12 protein-coding genes are annotated in these 16,011 nt (G+C 71.3%); 9 read left to right on the forward strand and 3 right to left on the reverse strand.

The genetic code is table 11. The features are described from left to right. The first annotated feature begins 135 nt into the window (after positions 1-135). The 3 genes from IM697_RS31685 (at position 136) to IM697_RS31695 (ending at position 2,380) form a co-directional block, all read left to right on the forward strand. Positions 136-828: a hypothetical protein gene (locus IM697_RS31685; RefSeq protein ID WP_194039511.1), complete on the forward strand. Its 693-nt coding sequence runs from the start codon at positions 136-138 to the stop codon at positions 826-828. A 151-nt stretch (positions 829-979) separates the two neighbouring features. Then, positions 980-1,483: a GNAT family N-acetyltransferase gene (locus IM697_RS31690; protein ID WP_194039512.1), complete on the forward strand. Its 504-nt coding sequence runs from the start codon at positions 980-982 to the stop codon at positions 1,481-1,483. A gap of 67 nt (positions 1,484-1,550) precedes the next feature. Next, positions 1,551-2,380 (forward strand): IS5 family transposase gene (locus IM697_RS31695; RefSeq protein ID WP_265582736.1). Its coding sequence is split into 2 segments (ribosomal slippage): positions 1,551-1,868 and positions 1,871-2,380, totalling 828 coding nucleotides; the frame shifts between segments, so codons are not numbered across the junction. Between the two features lie 15 nt (positions 2,381-2,395). On the opposite strand, the gene IM697_RS31700 is transcribed toward IM697_RS31695, so the two are convergent. Continuing rightward, on the reverse strand, positions 2,396-3,982 hold the full coding sequence (locus tag IM697_RS31700) for an AMP-binding protein (RefSeq protein ID WP_194039513.1): 1,587 nt from the start codon (positions 3,980-3,982) through the stop codon (positions 2,396-2,398). Beyond that, positions 3,979-5,649 (reverse strand): AMP-binding protein, encoded by a 1,671-nt coding sequence (locus IM697_RS31705; RefSeq protein ID WP_194039514.1) that lies wholly within the window; start codon positions 5,647-5,649, stop codon positions 3,979-3,981. Before IM697_RS31705 ends, IM697_RS31700 begins: the two co-directional genes overlap by 4 nt. A gap of 126 nt (positions 5,650-5,775) precedes the next feature. On the opposite strand from IM697_RS31705, the gene IM697_RS31710 reads away from it, so the two are divergent. The 4 genes from IM697_RS31710 to IM697_RS31725 all read left to right on the forward strand — a co-directional run bounded on the left by IM697_RS31710 (position 5,776) and on the right by IM697_RS31725 (position 11,582). Next, positions 5,776-6,606 (forward strand): helix-turn-helix transcriptional regulator, encoded by an 831-nt coding sequence (locus tag IM697_RS31710; protein ID WP_194039515.1) that lies wholly within the window; start codon positions 5,776-5,778, stop codon positions 6,604-6,606. Between the two features lie 349 nt (positions 6,607-6,955). Next, entirely contained in the window at positions 6,956-9,778 is a 2,823-nt protein-coding gene (locus tag IM697_RS31715) for a helix-turn-helix transcriptional regulator (protein ID WP_194039516.1), read from the forward strand. A 218-nt stretch (positions 9,779-9,996) separates the two neighbouring features. Then, positions 9,997-10,785 (forward strand): S1 family peptidase, encoded by a 789-nt coding sequence (locus IM697_RS31720; RefSeq protein WP_194039517.1) that lies wholly within the window; start codon positions 9,997-9,999, stop codon positions 10,783-10,785. Positions 10,786-10,931: 146 nt separating this feature from the next. Then, complete coding sequence (locus IM697_RS31725) at positions 10,932-11,582, forward strand: LysE family translocator (RefSeq protein WP_194039518.1); 651 nt, start codon at positions 10,932-10,934, stop codon at positions 11,580-11,582. A gap of 18 nt (positions 11,583-11,600) precedes the next feature. On the opposite strand, the gene IM697_RS31730 is transcribed toward IM697_RS31725, so the two are convergent. Then, on the reverse strand, positions 11,601-12,695 hold the full coding sequence (locus tag IM697_RS31730; RefSeq protein ID WP_194049967.1) for a winged helix DNA-binding domain-containing protein: 1,095 nt from the start codon (positions 12,693-12,695) through the stop codon (positions 11,601-11,603). A gap of 295 nt (positions 12,696-12,990) precedes the next feature. Here IM697_RS31730 and IM697_RS31735 point away from each other — a divergent pair, with 295 nt between their 5' ends. Together IM697_RS31735 and IM697_RS31740 are read left to right on the forward strand one after the other, a co-directional pair. Continuing rightward, positions 12,991-14,151: a magnesium and cobalt transport protein CorA gene (locus IM697_RS31735; protein ID WP_194039519.1), complete on the forward strand. Its 1,161-nt coding sequence runs from the start codon at positions 12,991-12,993 to the stop codon at positions 14,149-14,151. A 222-nt stretch (positions 14,152-14,373) separates the two neighbouring features. Then, positions 14,374-15,960: an oxidoreductase gene (locus tag IM697_RS31740; protein WP_194039520.1), complete on the forward strand. Its 1,587-nt coding sequence runs from the start codon at positions 14,374-14,376 to the stop codon at positions 15,958-15,960. Positions 15,961-16,011 lie beyond the last annotated feature (51 nt).

Below are 16,011 nucleotides of genomic sequence, written 5' to 3' on the forward strand. Positions count from 1 at the left end.
CGTCGCGCCCCGCGGTGAGCCTCTTCCGTGAATTTGTTCCGCATAGCGGAAACTTATTTCTACTATCTGGAAGTAATGTAGGAGGGTGCGCGAATGCCGTCAAGAGAGGGACAAGCCAGGGCCTCTTGGAGGACGATGAGGGTCATGTCCGAGAGCGTGTCCGTGCGCTGCCCGGCCTGCCGACGCGAGCACGTCTATACGGTCCCCGCCTATCCCTGCGAGTGCGGGGCGCCCGTCGCACCGCGGCTCGCCCCCGCCGGAACCGCTGCGGCCGTCGCCCATCGCACCTGGGACGACGAATGGATCAGCGTGCGCTGTACGGCGTGCGGCCACGACGGCGAGTGGCCCCGCCCCGAGCTGGGCTGCCCGTGCGGGGCGGTACTGCGCGTTCCTCTGGCGCGGACCGACGCCGGGGGCGAGCCCGCGCCTCCTCCCAAGGCCGCCGCGCGCCGCGCCTTCCAGCCGATCACCATCCGCACCGCCCGTGACGCGGTCACCGCGGCCGCCGTCTATCTGCGCTGGCTCGGCTACCGCGACATCCGCCGCGCCGACCAGCGCCCCACGTCCGGCGTCGGCATCGCCGCCCACGGTCTGCTCGCCCACGTCGACCCGACGGTCAGGCCGGCCACCCTGCGGGACGTGGAGTGCCTGTGGCTGACGGCCATGACGGAGTCGACGGCCTGCGTCTACTTCTCCCTCTCCGGCTACGCCCCCGACGCCCGCGCCCGCGCCGACTCCCTCGGCGTCCCCCTCTTCGTCCTCGACCTCACGGGCACACCCCAGCCGGTCAACGCCCTGGCCGACGAACTGGACGCGACCGGCGCGTGAACGCTCCGCTGAGGGTGCGGTGAAATGCCGGCTTTCGTCTGCGGGCCCGTCGTGGCTGGTCGCGCAGTTCCCCGCGCCCCTTTGGGGCGCTGCCCCGTTGCCAGTCCTAATCCGCTCGCGCCACCCGCGCCCGCCGACGGACACTCGGCACATGCGCATCCGACCGCCCACGCCCGCCGAGCTTCCGGTCCTCCAGGACGTCGAACGTGCCGCGGGCGCCGCCTTCCGCGGGCTCGGCATGGCAGCCGTCGCCGACGACGAGCCGCCCGCCCTGGACGTCCTGGAGCACTACCGCGGGGCGGGCCGGGCGTGGGTCGCCTGTGACTCCGGTGGCCGCCCTGTCGCGTATCTGATCTGCGAGCCGGTGGACGGCGCCCTGCACATCGAGCAGGTCTCGGTCCACCCCGACGCCGCCCACCGGGGCATCGGCCGCACCCTCCTCGCGTACGCCGCCGACCGTGCCCGCGAGGAGGGTCTGGCCGGTCTCACCCTGACCACCTTCACCGAGGTGCCGTGGAACGCGCCGTACTACGAACGCCTCGGCTTCCGTGTCCTGGCCGAGGCAGAGCTCACCCCCGGGCTGCGGAAGATCCGCGCCCATGAGGCGGAGCTCGGCCTCGACAGATGGCCCCGGGTCGGTATGCGCCGCGGCTAGCGCGTGTCTCTTTGATGGGTTGGTCGGTTGATCGGATGTGTCCGTCCGGTTAGTGATCACTGATGCGATGTGGGACCGGATCGAGCCGCTGATGCCGGCCGATCCGGTCCGCGGACGGCGATGGGCCGACCACCGCCGAACGCTCGAGGCCATCGCGTGGAAGTACCGCACCAACTCGCCCTGGCGGGACCTGCCCGACGAGCTCGGCTCATTCCAAACCGCTCACAAGAGGCTGATCAGATGGGCCGTCGACGGCACCTGGGAAATGATCCTTGCTGCCGTCCTGGCGGCGGCGGACGCCGACGACGACATCGACTGGACGGTGTCGGTGGACTCCACGGTCGTCCGGGCCCACCAGCATGCTGCCGGAGCACTCAAAAAGGGGCGGCTCACTGCGGCGAGCCCGCCGATCACGCGCTCGGACGTTCCCGCGGCGGGCTGAGCACCAAGGTTCACCTGGCCGCAGACGGCCACGCCCGGCCCCTCGCCTTCACCGTCACCGCAGGCCAGGCAGGTGATGCACCCGCCTTCGAGACGGTGATGTCCCGCATCCGCGTGCCCCGCACTGGCCCGGGCAGGCCCCGGACCCGGCCCCTGGCCGTTCTTGCCGACCGCGCGTATTCCTCACGTGCCATCCGCAGCCACCTGCGGCGCCGGGGCATCCGTGCGGTCATCCCGCAGCCGTCCGACCAAGTTGGCCACCGCCTGCGGCGAGGCCGACTCGGTGGCCGCCCGCCCGGCTTCGACAGCGAGGCGTACAAGCAGCGGAACACCGTCGAGCGGTGCATCAACCGCCTCAAGCAGTGGCGCGGCCTGGCCACACGAACCGACAAACTCGCGATCGCCTACCAGGCCGCACTCCACCTCGCGGGCATCCTCATCTGGACCCGACGCTGACCAAAGAGACAGAACCTAGTCGGCGGCCGCGTACCGCTCCCGCAGCTCCACCTTCCGCACCTTCCCGGACACCGTCATCGGGAAGGCGTCGAGGGTCCGCAACCGGCTCGGGATCTTGTAGTGCGCGAGTTGCCCGTCGCAGAAGGCCCGCAGGTCCTCCAGCGTCGGCGGATCGGCCGCGTCGCGCGGGATGACGCAGGCCAGCACCTCCTCGCCGTACCGCTCGTGCGGCACCCCGACGACCTGGACGTCCGCGATCTTGGGGTGGCCGTACAGGAACTCCTCGATCTCGCGCGGGTAGATGTTCTCCCCGCCCCGGATGATCATGTCCTTGATCCGGCCGACGATCTCCACATAGCCGTCGTCGCGCATCGTCGCGAGGTCACCGGTGTGCATCCAGCGCCCGGCGTCGATGGCCTCGGCGGTCCTCTCGGGCTCGTTCCAGTAGCCGAGCATCACGCTGTAGCCGCGGGTGCACAGCTCGCCCGCCGTGCCGCGCGGCCGGGTCACTCCGGTCGCCGGGTCGACGATCTTCACCTCGATGTGCGGCAGGACGCGGCCGACCGTGCCGGTGCGGTGTTCGAGGTCGTCGTCCCTCCGGGTCTGCAGCGAGACGGGGGACGTCTCGGTCATGCCGTAGCAGATGGACACCTCCGCCATGTGCATCTCGGCGACCACCCGCTTCATCACCTCGACCGGGCAGGGCGAGCCCGCCATGATGCCGGTGCGCAGGGAGGAGAGGTCGTAGGAGGCGAAGTCGGGGAGGTTCAGCTCCGCGATGAACATGGTCGGGACGCCGTAGAGCGAGGTGCACCGCTCCTGCTGGACGGCCTGCAGCGTGGCCGTCGGGTCGAAGGACGGGGCGGGGATGACGATGCAGGCGCCGTGCGACGTGGCGGCCAGATTGCCCATCACCATGCCGAAGCAGTGGTAGAAGGGCACCGGGACGCAGATCCGGTCCCGCTCGTCGTAGGCGATCGACTCCCCCACGAAGTAACCGTTGTTGAGGATGTTGTGGTGGGAGAGGGTGGCCCCCTTCGGGAAGCCCGTGGTGCCCGACGTGTACTGGATGTTGATGGGGTCGTCGCAGGACAGGTCCTCGAACGGGGCGGGTGTCCCCCGCGCGATCAGCGCCTCCCAGCTCGGGTCCCCGATGAAGACCGTCTCCCGTAGCTTCGGGCACCTGCCGCGCACCTGCTCGATCATCGCCCGGTAGTCGCTGCTCTTGTGGCTCAGCGAGGCGAACAGCAGGGAGATCCCCGCCTGGTTGAGGACGTACTCGACCTCATGGGTGCGGTAGGCCGGGTTGATGTTCACCATGATCGCGCCGATGCGGGCGGTGGCGTACTGGACCAGGACCCACTCGGGACAGTTGATCGCCCAGATGCCCACCCGGTCGCCCTTGGCGATACCGCTCGCGAGCAGTGCGTACGCCAGCTCGTCCACGTCGGCGGCGAACGCGCGGTAGGTCCAGCGCCGTCCCGACGCCACGTCGACCAGCACCTCCCGGTCCGGCCACGTCGCGACGGCCCGGTCCAGGTTGGCGCCGATGGTGTCGCCGAGCAGCGCGGTGTCCCCGGTCCCGTGGGCGTAGGAGCTCATCGGAAGTCCTCCTCGCGGTACTCGGCGTCCGAGCCGGCGGCCGTGGCCTCGCGCAGCTCGATGCGGCGGATCTTTCCGGAGACGGTCTTGGGCAGCGGCGCGAACTCCAGCCGGCGCACCCGCTTGTACGGCGCGAGGACGTCCCGCGAGTGCTCGAAGAGCACCTTGGCCGTGTCGGGGCCGGGCTGCCAGCCGTCGGCGAGGACGACGTACGCCTTCGGCACCGCGAGCCGCAGCTCGTCCGGCGCGGGCACGACGGCCGCCTCGGCCACCGCCTCGTGCTCCAGCAGCGCGCTCTCCAGCTCGAAGGGGCTGATCTTGTAGTCGGACGCCTTGAAGACGTCGTCCGCGCGGCCGACGTAGGTGATGTAGCCGTCGGCGTCCCGGGAGCCGATGTCCCCGGTCCGGTAGTAGCCGCCGGCCATCGCCTCCGCCGTGCGGTCGGCGTCGCCGTGGTAGCCGGTCATCACGCCGACGGGGTGGGCGGAGAGGTCGAGGGCGATCTCGCCCTCGTCGGCGCCGGGCGCGCCGGAGACCGGGTCGAGCAGCTCGACGCGGAAGCCGGGGCTGGGGCGGCCCATGGAGCCGGTCTTCAGGGGCTGGCCGGGGCTGTTGGAGACCTGGACGGCGGTCTCGGTCTGCCCGAAGCCGTCCCGGATGGTCACGCCCCAGGCGCGCCGGACCTGCTCGATGACCTCGGGGTTCAGGGGCTCACCCGCCGCCACGACCTCACGGGGCGGGGTGCGCAGGGCGCTCAGGTCGGCCTGGATGAGCATGCGCCACACGGTCGGCGGGGCGCAGAAGGTGGTGACGCCCGCGCGGTCCATCTCGGCCATCAGGCGGGCCGCGTCGAAGCGCGTGTAGTTGTGGATGAAGACGGTCGCCTCGGCGTTCCACGGCGCGAAGAGATTGGACCAGGCGTGCTTGGCCCAGCCGGGCGAGGAGATGTTCAGATGCACGTCGCCGGGCTTGAGGCCGATCCAGTACATGGTGGCCAGATGCCCGACCGGGTACGAGACGTGGGTGTGCTCGACCAGCTTGGGGCGGGCGGTGGTCCCGGAGGTGAAGTACAGCATCAGCGGGTCGTCGGCGGCGGTCGGCCCGTCGGGGGTGAACCCGGCGGGGGCGTCGTACGCGTCCTCGTACGCCTGCCAGCCCTCGGGTGCCCCGCCGACGGCGATGCGCGTGTAGCGGCCGGGCACGTCGTCGAACTTGCCGGTGTCCTCGGCCCGCACCACCACATGCCGGACGCGTCCGCGCTCCACCCGGTCGCGCAGGTCGGCCGGGCCGAGCAGCGGCGTGGCCGGGATGACGACGGCGCGCAGCTTCATGGCCGCGAGGGCGATCTCCCACAGCTCGGCCTGGTTGCCGAGCATGACGAGAACACGGTCCTCGGCCCGGACGCCACGCCCCCGCAGCCAGTTCGCGACCCGACCGGACCGCTCGGCCGTCTCGGCGAAGGACAGCCGGACCTCGCTGCCGTCCTCCTCGACGATGTGCAGGGCGGTGCGGTCGTTCCCGTCCGCGATGACGTCGAACCAGTCGAGCGCCCAGTTGAACCGGTCGGGCCGGGGCCAGGCGAACCCCTCGTACGCCGTCGCGTAGTCCTCGCGGTGTTCCAGCAGGAAGTCCCGCGCCCTGCGGAACGACTCCGTCCCCGTCGTCATGTGTTGTCCTCCTAGGTACCGGACCTTGCCGGGCGGCTCTCTGTCATCGTGTAATCCGTGACGTGGGTCTCACTACCCCCGAACGGGGGTGTGCGCTCCGGGAACGCCGCAGTGAAAGGGCGAGACGTGGCAGTGGACGCGGCCGAGACGGTGGAGATGAGGAGCGCGCTGGTGCGCCTGCGCCGGGCGACGGGACTGCCTGTCGCCTTCGGGGGCCTGGTGGATTCCGGCCACCGGAGAATGCGCATCAGCGAACTGAACGGCACGGCCACCGACTCCCTGCGCACAATCTCGGTGACCGCCGGCAACGGCCTGGGCGGCAAGGCCGTCGCCCTCGCCCGCCCCTGCGCGGTCACGGACTACTCCACCTCACGGCAGATCACCCATGAGTACGACGCCGCCGTCGCCATGGAGGGGCTGTGCTCGGTCCTCGCGGTCCCGGTCGTCGTACGACGCCGGGTGCGCGGTGTCCTGTACGGCGCCCTGCGCACGGCCCAGCCGCTGGGCGACCGCACGCTGACGATGGCCGTGGAGGCCGCGCGGGACGTGGAGCAGGCGCTGGTGGTGCGCGACGAGGTGCGGGGGCTGCTGGAGGCCGCCCGGCCGCAGCCGGCGCCGCCCGACCGGGGCGCGGCGTGGGAGCAGGTGCGCGAGGCGCACGCGGCCCTGCGCGCCCTGGCACCGCGCATCGGCGACCCCGCCCTGCGGGCGGAACTCCTCGACGCGTGCGGCCTCCTGGCGGAGGGAACCGCGCCGAACGGCGTGCGACTGGCACCCCGCGAGCTGGACGTCCTGACGTGCGTGGCGGCCGGCGCGACGAACGCGACCGCGGCCGAGCGACTGGGGCTGCGGGCGGAGACGGTCAAGGGCTACCTGCGATCGGCCATGCGAAAGCTGGGCGCCCATACGCGCGGTGAGGCGGTGGTGGCGGCACGGCGGGCGGGGGTGTTGCCGTAGCCCTGCGGGCGCAGCGGTGTGCGGGCCGAGCGTCGGGCTCGCGAAAGTGTGGAGGTGGATGCGCGAGGGCGGGGTGCGTCAGCGGACCTACGGAGGTGGGTGTGGAGGCCGTGCGGGTCGGGGCCGAGCGGGTGCTGCCGTCAAGGGCGCGGCAGGGGTACGGCGTTGGTGCTGCCCGGAGGTGCCGCGCGGCGGTGGTCCAGCCCGCCTCGACAACCCCCCATTCATTCATCCGCGCTTTGAATTTCCCCATGCTCCCGGGTTGTTATTTGCCTCACCACGCGGTCGGTCCGAATTTCAAAGAACTGTTGCCTAATATTGGCCCGGACACGACACACGGAGGGGAGCGGTGACCGTGCGACGGGACTTCAAGGAGCCTGCCAGATGCCGCCCCGACCAGGTCATCGGCAGGGAGGAGCTGTTCACGGCCGCGCGTGAGCAGCTCGGGCGGGGCGGCAGCGTGCTGCTTCACGGGCCTGCCGGAATTGGGAAGTCGACGGTCCTGCGGGCATTGGCCGGGGAATACGGCGGCGCCGCGCGCACCGTGTTGCGCTGCTCGCCCACGGAGTCCGAATCCCACCTTCCCTTCCTGGCGCTGGCCGACCTCCTCGGCCTGGTCCTGGACGAGGTGTCCGGGCGGCTCCCGGCCGCCCAGCGCACCGCCCTGGAGTCGGCGCTCACCGGCCGCGGCGAGTCCACCCTCCAGCGCGACGGACTGGCCCTGCGCCTGGCCGTGCTGTCCGCCCTGCGCACCCTGGCCGACACCGGTCCCGTCCTGGTCGTCGCCGACGACCTGCAGTGGCTGGATCCGGCCAGCGCCGAACTCCTCGGCTTCGCCGCCCGCCGCCTCGGCGACACCCCGGTGCGGATGCTGTGCGCGGTGCGGACCGAGGGCGAGGAGTACGACCGTCATCTGCGCATGTCCCCGCCGGACACCCTCGCCGTACGGCTGGGCCCGCTCTCCCGCGCCCAGATGTCCGCCCTGCTCGACCACCGCGGCTACACCGGCCTGCCCCGCTCCACCGTCCGGGACATCCACCGCACCAGCGGCGGCAACGCCCTGTTCGCCCTCGAACTGGGCCGCGCCCTCGCCGAGAACGCCACCCCGCCCCGCCCCGGCGAGCCCCTGCCGGTGCCGACCTCGCTGCGCGCCCTGGTGCTCAACCGCCTGGAGATGCTCTCGGAGGAGGCCCGCCGCACCCTCCTCGTCGCGAGCGCCGGCGCCCGCCCCACGCTGGCACTGCTGCACTCGGCCGGCCGTCACAACGCCGAGGCCGAGACGGCGCAGGCCGCCGGACTCGGGCTGCTGGCGACCGAGCCCGAGGGTCCCGCCGTACGGTTCGCGCACCCGATGATCTCCGCCGCGCTGTACGCGGAGGCACCCGCACAGGAGCGCCGGGCCGCGCACGCCGCGCTGTCCACGGCCGCCTCCGACCCCATCGAACGCGCCCGGCACCTGGCCCTGGCGACCACCGGCACCGACCCCGAGGTCGCCGCGCGCCTCGCCGAGGCCGGCGCGCTGGCCCGGGACCGCGGCGCGCCGTCGGTGGCCGCACAGCTCTCCCTGCTCGCCGCCCGGCACACCCCGGCGGACGGCACGCCGAGCCCGGACGTGCTGCGCCTTGAGGCCGCCGAGGACGCGATCACCGCCGGCGAACTGGACCTCGCCCGGGACATCGCCCGTGAGGTGCTCGCACGCACGGCCGTGCCGGCGGAGCGGGTACGGGCCTGGATCGCGGTGATCGAGACGGCGGGCCACGCCATGGCCGAGGTCGACTCGATCTTCCCGCAGGCCCTGGCCGACGCGGGCGACGACCCCAAGCTGCTCGCGCTGGTCCACTACCAACTCACCTGGCGCGCCCTGCTCGTGGAGGGCGACTTCGACGAGGCCCGTGGGGAGGCCGCGTATGTCGCGGAGCTGGCCGCACGGGCCGACGACCGCTACACCGAGCTGATGGCGCTCGCCTTCCAGGCGCAGATCGAGACCCTCATGGGGCACCCGGACGCCCCCGCCACCATCCGGCGCGCGCTGGAGGAACCCCAGGACCCGAGGGTGGCCTGCCATCACAACGGGGCCGGCTACTCCCGGTTCCGCTGGCTGATCATGAGCGACCAGCTCCCCGAGGCACGGGCGGCGGTCACGACGCTGCTGCGCGAGGTGCGCCGGCACGGCTGGGTCGAGAGCGAGGTGCACTTCCTGCGGGGCGTCGCCGAGACCGAGCTGCACTCCGGCCACTGCGGCCGCGCCCTCGACCTGGCCCGCGAGAGCCTGCGGCTGGCCCGTGACACGGGGATCGGCGAGGTCGCCTCGGCCGTGCTGACCTCGCTCGCGGAGGCCTCGGGCGGGGACGTGGAGCGGGCGCTGGCGCTGGCCCGGGAGGCGGTGGAGCACGCCGAGGAGGACGGCGACCAGATGTACGTCTCGCGCGCCCTGACCGCTCTGGGCCACGCCCAGCTGGTGGCGGGGGACACGGAGGCGGCGGTGCGTTCGCTGCGCCGGGTGCGTGAGGTGGAGCAGGGCCTCGGCATCACCGATCCGGCGCGCGGCCGCTGGCACGGCGACCTCGCCGAGGCCCTGGTGCGCACCGGCGCGATCGCCGAGGCGCAGGACCTCATCGACGTCACGCGCGAACACGCGCTGCGCCTGGACCGCGACAGCGTCCTGGCCGTGCTGGACCGGGCCGAGGCACTGCTGCGCGCGGCCCGCGGCGAGCAGGAGGCCGCCGTGGCCCAGTTGACGTCGGCTCAGGACCGGCTCGGCAAGCTGGGGTACGGCCTGGAGGAGGCCCGGGCCGCCTTCGCGCTGGCCCAGCTGCGGACCGAGGCCTCGGGGCCGGCGTCGTACGAGGAGGCGACCCGGCTGTTCCGCCGCTGCCGGGCGCTGCCCTGGCTGCGGCGGGTCGAGGCGGCGGCCACCGCGCCCACCGTGGAGACGGCGCCCGCCGCCCCCGTCGCCACGCCGGACGGACTCGACGGTCTGGACGGGCTCGCCTCGATGGAGCGTCAGGTCGCCGCGCTGGTCATGGAGGGCGCGACCAACCGGGAGATCGCCGCGCGGCTGTTCATCAGCGTCAAGACGGTCGAAGCGACACTGACCCGCGTGTACCGCAAGCTCGGGATCCGCTCGCGGGTCGACATCGTCAGACTGGCGGCGGGACGCCGGACGACGTAAGTTCACCCGTCTTTGTCGGTCTGCGTGGTTTAGCCGGCACGACCGAGGGTTTTCCCTGCCCAACTCCCTTAGGGGCATCCCTCATTGGGAAGGGGAACTTCCGGGACCTACCTTGTGGATGTGCCGATCGCCGGGCACACGGGGGTCGGTCCCGCGACCCCCGTGCTCACCCCCCACACCCGCGCGTCCCCCCACCGGCAATCCCAATGAGGAGACTCATGTTCGGGCTCACCCGTGCCAGAAAGACGGCCGCCGTCGCGGCCACCGTCGCCGCGGCCGCGGCGGCTGTGCTCAGCGCCCCCACCGCTGAGGCCGCGTCATCGCGCATCGTCGGCGGCACGACGACCACGACGTCCACGTACCCGTTCATGATGCAGATCACGGACGCCTCGCAGGACCAGTTCTGCGGCGGCACCCTGGTGTCGGCCACCAAGGTCGTCACCGCGGCCCACTGCATGGTCGGCGAGACCACCGGCAGCGTCCGCGTCGTCGGCGGCCGCACCCACCTGGGCGGCACGGACGGCACGGTGAGCCGGGTCAGCGACATCTGGATCCACCCGGACTACCAGGACGTCACCGACGGCAACGACGTGGCCGTGCTGACCCTGTCGACCTCGATGCCGTACACACCAGTGTCGTACGTCGACTCCTCGGACACCGGCGTCTACGCGTCCGGCACCACCGCCCGCATCCTCGGCTGGGGCACCACCTCCTCGGGCGGCAGCTCCTCCAACCAGCTGCGCACGGCGACCGTGCCGACGGTGTCCGACGCCACCTGTTCCAGCTCCTACGGTTCGGACTTCCTCGCGTCCGACATGGTCTGCGCCGGTCACACCTCCGGCGGCGTCGACACCTGCCAGGGCGACAGCGGCGGTCCCCTGATCATCGGGGGCGTCCTGGCAGGGATCACTTCCTGGGGCGAGGGCTGCGCCCAGGCCGGTTACCCGGGCGTCTACACCCGGCTGACCACGTTCTCGGACGAGGTGACCGAGCAGGTCGAGTCCTGACCGGGAGCGTCGTCCAGGTCTCCTGAGCACAGCTCAGGTGAAAGACCAGGGGGCGTTGCGGGCCTCCACGAGCGGCCCGCAACGCCCCCTATCCATGTCCGCCCGCCCCGGGGTTGAATGGCCGGGATCGTACGGAGGTGAGGGACATGGTGTCCGCCGACCGGCTGCTGGCCTTCGCGGCGATGTCGCTGCTGGTGGTCCTGATCCCGGGACCCAGCGTGCTGTTCGTCATCGGCCGGGCGCTGGCCCACGGCCGCCGGACCGCGGTGGCGACGGCCATCGGCAATGTCTTCGGCTCGTATCTGCTGGTGGTCGCGGTCGCGGTGGGCATCGGCTCCCTCGTGGAGCGGTCCGCGGCGATCTACCTCGGGGTCAAGCTGGCGGGCGCGGCGTACCTGGTGTTCCTGGGCGTGCAGGCGTTCCGGCACCGGGGGGACCTGCGGGTGTCGGCGACCGAACCGGCCTCGGCGCGGCGTCCGGCCCGCGGCGACCTGCGGACGGTCCTCGACGGCGCGTTGGTCGGCGTCACCAACCCCAAGGGTGTCGTGTTCTTCGCCGCCGTACTCCCCCAGTTCGTGGACCAGTCGGCGGGCCACGTCCCCCTCCAGATGCTGGTGCTGGGCCTGGTCCCGATCATGATCGGCCTGATCACGGACACCCTGTGGGGCCTGACGGCCTCCGCCACCCGCACCTGGTTCGCCCGCTCGGACCGGCGCCTTTCGCTGATCGGCGGGGCGGGCGGCTGCACCATGATCGGGCTGGGGCTGACGGTGGCGGTGACGGGCCGCGCGGACTGAGCAGCCTCAACACACCCCCTAGGGGATGACGGTCCCGAACCGGACGTCGTACGCCTCCTCCGGGTGCAGGACCTGGAGGATCCGCGCCGCCTCCTCGGTCACCTCCCCGCGCTGGACCCTGGTGAGCTCACCGAAGGGCTCGATGACGAGGGCGTCGCCGAGGATGCGCCACACACCCGCGAGGAAGCCGTCGACGAGGAGCGGGCGGTAGAAGGTGTTCGCCTGCCAGGTGCGGCCGCGGTTCGCGGGCGGGATCACGCGGGTGCGGTCGGCGTGGGAGAGCAGGAGATTGTCGAACTCGGGCAGCAGACGGGGCGGGGCCGGGGTGTCCGGGTCGGGGCGCGGGGCGTCGGGGAGGTCGAAGAGTTCGACGCCGTTCTCGTCCCGGAAGGTGAGCAGCCCGGGGCGGAGGCGTTCGAAGGCGGCGCGCATCCGGGTCAGCCCCGACCAGGTCTGGAAGTCCTTCACGGAGGCCGGCCCGAAGGCGGCCAGATAGCGCAGGACCGTGGCGTCGGGTGAGGCGGCCGGCTCGGCTGGGCGCTCCAGCCAGTGCTCGGCGGTGGTCAGGGCGACCTGGGCACTGCGGCCCCACAGCCCGCGCGGGGTCACCTGGACGAGGGGCAGCGAGCAGCGGGCGGCGACGGCCAGGGCCCGCGGATCGGCGTCCGGCCACTCGGCGCTCAGGGCCTCGCGGAGCTGCTTCATGGTGCGCGGCTCCTCCTCGACCAGCTCTCGGGCGATGCCGGCGAGCCGCTCCAGGTCGACACCGACGAGCCCTTTGCGGAAGTAGTTGATCTCGCGGTCCCGGGCGGGCTGCACCAGCGGGCGCAGGGTGAGGCTGTCGTCGGCGGTGTGCAGATGGATGGTCGACCGCATGGTGACGATGCGCACGGCCGAGCGGTCGGCGAGCGGCGCGGACAGCGCCTCGGGCGTGAAGCCGTCGAGGCGGGCGGCGAGCGCGTAGTACGGCGGCTTGACCTCCTGGGCCTGGAGGCCGACCAGATGCTCCACGGCAGCCGGGGCGGACAGCCCGGAGCGGCGCAGCAGGAGCTGCCGGTCGAGGGTGGCGCGGTTGAGGGCGCGGGTGCTGAGGACGGGTTCTGTCCTGGCCATCGCCTTCACCGCCTTGGTCCGCGCTGCCGTCGTCGTACTGGGCGCTGTCACCGTCTTGGGCGCTGCCGCCGTCTCGGGCGCTGCCGCCGTCTCGGGCGCTGCCGCCGTCTCGGGCGCTGTCACCGTCTCGGGCCTGGTCCGCTGAGTCATGCCGCACACGCTAGTGAGACTTGCGGACAGATACCGTCCGCATCTCTCACCGAATCCCGGATCGGCCCGTCCTACGCATGTCATTCGCCCCGTATATCCTGCTCCGTGATCACGCCCTCGTCGCACCGACCGGGAGGCAGCCGCGATGTCCCAGCGACGCGCCCGCCCCGCCCCCAAGAAGGCCATGAAGTCCGTCTGGCGCCGAGCCGTCACCCCACCGCACCCGCCGGAGCCGCAGCCACCCGAGCCCGCGTCGCGCTCCGCGAAGCCGGATCCGTCCGAGGTGGCGAGTGTCGTCCAGGCGGCGCTGTACCGGGACGGCGTGCGCGTGTCCACCCCCGCGACCCTGGCCGAGACCTACCGCGAACTGCGTGACCAGCCCTCCGGCATGGCGTGGATCGGCCTGGCCCGCCCCACAGAGGCCGAGCTGCTCTCCCTGGCCGCCGAGTTCGACCTGCATCCCCTCTCGGTCGAGGACGCGATGGAGGCGCACCAGCGGCCCAAACTGGAGCGCTACGGCGACACACTCTTCGTCGTCCTGCGCGCGGCCCGCTACCTCGACGCGCCCGAGGAGGTCGACTTCGGGGAGCTCCACGTCTTCGTCGGCCCCGACTTCGTCATCACGGTGCGCCATGGCGCGGCCCCCGACCTGTCGGCGGTGCGCCGCCGCATGGAGGAGACGCCGGAGCTGCTCAAGCTGGGCCCGGAGGCGGTGCTCTACGCGATACTGGACGCGGTGGTCGACGGCTACGAACCGGTCGTGGCGGGCGTCCAGATCGACATCGACGAGATCGAGACCGAGGTCTTCCGCGGCGACCCCGAGGTCTCCCGCCGTATCTACGAACTCTCCCGCGAAATGGTCGAGTTCCAACGCGCCACCCGCCCCCTGGTCGGCATGCTGCACGGCCTGATGGCCGGCTTCTCGAAATACGGCACGGACGAGGAACTCCAGCGCTACCTCCGCGACGTGGCCGACCACGTCACCCACACCAGCGAACGCGTCGACGGCTTCCGCCAGGCCCTCACCGAGATTCTCACGGTCAACGCGACGCTGGTGACGCAGCAGCAGAACGCGGAGATGCGGGCGTTGGCGGAGGCGGGGTTCGAGCAGAACGAGGAGATCAAGAAGATCTCCTCTTGGGCAGCCATTCTGTTCGCTCCGACGCTGGTAGGGACGATCTACGGGATGAACTTCAAGCACATGCCGGAGTTGCAGTGGGTATTCGGATACCCCTTTGCGATCGTCCTGATGGCTGCGGTTTGCACCAGTTTGTACGTCATCTTCAAGCGGCGATATTGGCTCTGAGTAACCACCGAGCGAGGGGTCACTCAACAGGTCGGAGACCCCCGATCCCGGACGCCTCAAACGTCTCTGAGGGCGCTGGGGAGAATCTGGGGAGAATCAAGGCTCTGACCGCGGTTGCGTGAAGGGACATGCCCCGCGCAGGCGTGCCCGTGGCTGACTCGTCTGCGGGGTCAGCTGTCAGGTCTTGTCCTGGGTGGGTCCGCACCGACATGATCGTCGATCATGCGTCTTGATGAACTTGGTGCTGCTGAACGTCTGTTGTGGAACTCCTTCCTACAGGGCACTGCCGTCGATGTTCGCGACGGCACGTCATCGGCGGAATGCGCGATACGGGCCGACGTCATTGAGGCGCTGTTGCTGGGTGCTGGTGCCGATCCCGCCCCGGGTGACCGTCCGGCACTCCGCCTCACCGGCGCCCGCATCGCAGGCAGCCTGGATCTGCGATTCGCCGAGATTGCCGTGCCGGTTGTCCTGGCCGATTGCCGGTTCGACGAAGTACCCCTGCTGCAGGGCGCCAGGCTCCGCGAATTGGTCCTCCCCGGAAGCTCCCTGCCGGGTCTTGCCGCCGACATGGCCCAGATCGAGGGCCGACTGGTGCTGTCCCGATGCCACCTGACCGGACCCCTCATACTGAACCGCGCCGAGATCCACGGTGACCTGGACCTCCGCGACACCGTGGTCACGGCGCCGGGGTCCGAGGCGATATCCGCGGTCCATGTCGCCGTGGGCGGCGACGTACTGTGCACCAACCTGGCTGTCCAGGGAGAATTCCGCGTATCCGGTGCCTCCATCGACGGCGAGTTCGACCTGGAGGGCGCCTCCCTGAGCAATCCCGAGGGCAACGCGCTGGACGCCTACCATGTCCAGATCACCGAGGACTTCACCTTCCACCCGGGCTTCAGAGCCGAGGGGCGGATCATCCTGTCCGGTGCCGTGGTCTCGGCCGCGATCGGCTTCTGCGGCGCCGTTCTCAACAACGCCGGCGACGTCGCGCTGGATGCTGTCGACGTTCATGTCACCCGCAATTTCGACCTCGGGCGGGGCCTCGCCGTCAACGGCGGCATCCAGCTTGACGGCAGCAACATCGGTACGCAGCTCAGCTTCCGCGACATCACGCTCACACATCCTGGCGAGACCGCCTTGTCCCTGCGGATGACCCAGGCCCGGGAGACAGATCTGCGTACCCAGCGGCCGATCGACGGCACCGTCGATGCACGCAACGCCCATCTGGGTACCCTGTACGACACCCCGGACACCTGGCCGGCAGACATCCGGCTGGCCGAGACCACTTACGACGCCCTCGCATCCCCCCTGGCAGCGGCCGAACGGCTCGACTGGCTCCGGCGCGGCACCGACGGCTATGTCCCGCAGCCGTACGAACAGCTCGCAGCCGCGTACCGGCGGCTCGGACACGAGGACGAAGCACGCACGGTGCTGCTGGCCAAGCAACGCCATAGGCGAGCTACGCTTCCCCCGCACATCCGCGTCTGGGGTTACATCCAGGACACGACCGTCGGCTACGGCTACCGGCCTCTGCGCGCCGGCCTCTGGCTCATGGCTCTTCTCGCCTGTGGTGCGATCTTCTTCGCAGTCCATTCCCCCGCACCGCTCGAAGCGGGAAAGGCACCGCCGTTCAACGCCGTCTTCTACACGCTCGACCTGCTGGTCCCCATTATCACCTTCGGGCAGGAGGCGGCTTTCGCACCACGAGGCATCGGACAATGGCTTGCCTACGGACTGACCGCTGCTGGCTGGGTCCTCGCCACAACCGTCACCGCCGGCATCTCACGGGCAATCAGCCGTCAGTGAGACGAAACCACCAGCCACGGCCGAATTCCGGCATTCGCGAAAACCTAAAGC

Origin of the sequence: Streptomyces ferrugineus, assembly GCF_015160855.1 — a bacterium.
Taxonomy (GTDB): domain Bacteria; phylum Actinomycetota; class Actinomycetes; order Streptomycetales; family Streptomycetaceae; genus Streptomyces; species Streptomyces ferrugineus.